Source organism: Bacillus sp. JJ783, assembly GCF_036963225.1.
In the GTDB taxonomy this organism is placed as follows: Bacteria; Bacillota; Bacilli; order Bacillales; family Bacillaceae_G; genus Bacillus_A; species Bacillus_A cereus_U.
In genome coordinates this window covers 1-2122 of sequence record NZ_JBALMG010000064.1, presented here as the reverse complement: position 1 = coordinate 2122, position 2122 = coordinate 1, and the positions used below count along the sequence as shown (strand labels likewise).

The following is a 2122-nucleotide window of genomic DNA, read 5'->3' as shown; positions in this document are numbered from 1 at the left end:
GCAAATAGCGGGATAAAAACAGTAAAGAGAAACATACTACTATTGAACCTTGTTATGAAAGGAGTCCTTACTTTGACTGAGAAATTTGATGAATATAAAAAAAGAGATCGAATAGATAGTGATTATAGTGACTATAAAGAAGAATACGCAGCTGAAGTTGCACCACAGCGTATTGATTATGATGATAAAGATAACGATGATGTAAGATCATCTGCAGCTGGATCGACTGCTGGTTTTATCGCTCTTGCTTTAGCAATATTATCACTATTCACATTCCCAACACTATTTGGTCTTGTGTCTGTTTTACTCGGTATTTACGCTTATAATCGCGGGGCTACTGTAACTGGTGGCACCGCAGCGATTATTGGCGGTATCGCTGCACTCATTGCGATTTTATTCCGAGTGGCGCTTATTGGTTTATTGTTCTCTCTTTTTTAAAAAGAAAAAGGTATCTCGCTTTATGCGGGATACCTTATCCTGTAAATACATCTTCTGATGGATATTTAATTTTTTGTTTCGCTGGTCGAGCCAAAGAGAACACAAGTGTTAACGGTCCGATTAATCCACAAAACATAACAAACATAATAATACATTTTCCAAACGCCGATAGCTTCGCAGTAATCCCCATCGTTAACCCTACTGTGCCAAACGCTGAAATTGTCTCAAATAATAACTGAATAAAACTGAAATCTTCTGTAAGCATTAATACAAATACCGCTGTAAAAATAAGTATTTGACTAGCAACGACAATTGCTAACGCTCTCGTTACTGTCGACATTTTAATAGTACGCTGAAATAAAACAAAATCCTCTTTCTTTCTAAAGAAAGAAAGAACTGATGTAATTAAAATAACGAATGTCGTTAACTTAATTCCACCGCCTGTCGATACACTTCCCGCACCAATAAACATTAATACCATCGTAAATAGTATCGATGACTCTTCCATCCCCCCATAATCTACCGTGTTAAAACCGGCTGTACGAGGTGTAATTCCTTGGAAGAACGAAGCCCATAATTTTTCATTTAAAGATAAGTGTCCCAAAGTCTTCACATTATTATATTCCAATACAAAAATCACAATCATCGCAATAACATTAAGTGCTATCGTTCCAACAATCATGATTTTGGAGTGCAGTGATAATTTTCGGAAACTACGGCTATACCATATATCAATTAATACAGTAAACCCTAACCCTCCTATTACAATTAAAGAACAAATCCCAATATTAATAATAGGATCTCCTACATATCTTGTTAAATTATCTGGCCAAAGCGCAAAGCCGGCATTATTATATGACGCAATAACGTGAAAAATACTATAGTATAAACCTTTTCCAAAACCAAACTCTGGAATAAAGCGAATCGATAAAAAGATAACCCCAATTAGCTCGATACAAATAGAAAAAATAAAAACTCGTTTCACTAATTTCACAAGACCACCAATATTTGTTTGATTAAATGCTTCTCCAATTAATAATCGGTGGCGTAAACCGATTTTTTTACCTAATACCCAAACAATTAAAATGGCAATCGTCATAAGGCCGAGACCACCCGTTTGAATTAAAAACATAATAACAATTTCACCAAACATCGTAAACGTACTTGCAGTATCTACAACACCTAAACCCGTTACAGTCGCTGCCGACGTAGCTGTAAAGAAAGCATCTACCCAACTAATATGTACTTTCGTTGCAAACGGTAACTTTAATAACAATCCTCCGACCACAATTAAACAAAAAAAGCCTAATGCTAAAATTTGTGGTGGATTTAATCGTACAAGGCGATTATACAACCCTTGTTTTTTTGCTACTTCCATATCACTAACTCCCTTTATCAAGTGAAGCTTTTATCCCCCCATAAATAAAGACTCTTTAAGAGCCTACAAGTAGCGGGATAAACCTTATATTCTTATAATATAGTTGAGCATAATCCTTTTTTTCATAGATTTCAACTTTTATTTATATTCAGATTCCTATCGTTTTACAAAAGAATATTTTCTATTATATCCCCACCTATACTATAACTCTTACAACAACAACAACTATTTTATCCCTTTTCAAATCCCCATATCTTTCACTCCAAATTCACACGAGGATCACATCTACCTTTTATAGTATACGTA

General features: G+C 34.9%; 2 protein-coding genes. One reads left to right on the top strand and one right to left on the bottom strand.

Annotated elements, in window-relative coordinates:
* Positions 1–72 precede the first annotated feature (72 nt).
* Complete coding sequence (locus V7038_RS14570) at positions 73–438, top strand: hypothetical protein (protein ID WP_002158683.1); 366 nt, start codon at positions 73–75, stop codon at positions 436–438.
* A gap of 34 nt (positions 439–472) precedes the next feature.
* On the opposite strand, the gene V7038_RS14565 is transcribed toward V7038_RS14570, so the two are convergent.
* Complete coding sequence (locus tag V7038_RS14565; protein ID WP_002201206.1) at positions 473–1816, bottom strand: TrkH family potassium uptake protein; 1344 nt, start codon at positions 1814–1816, stop codon at positions 473–475.
* Between the last annotated feature and the right edge of the window lie 306 nt (positions 1817–2122).

Excerpts from the sequence above, each read along its gene's own strand:
- V7038_RS14565 (WP_002201206.1), bottom strand. The coding sequence starts at position 1,816 with ATGGAAGTAGCAAAAAAACAAGGGTTGTATAATCGCCTTGTACGATTA.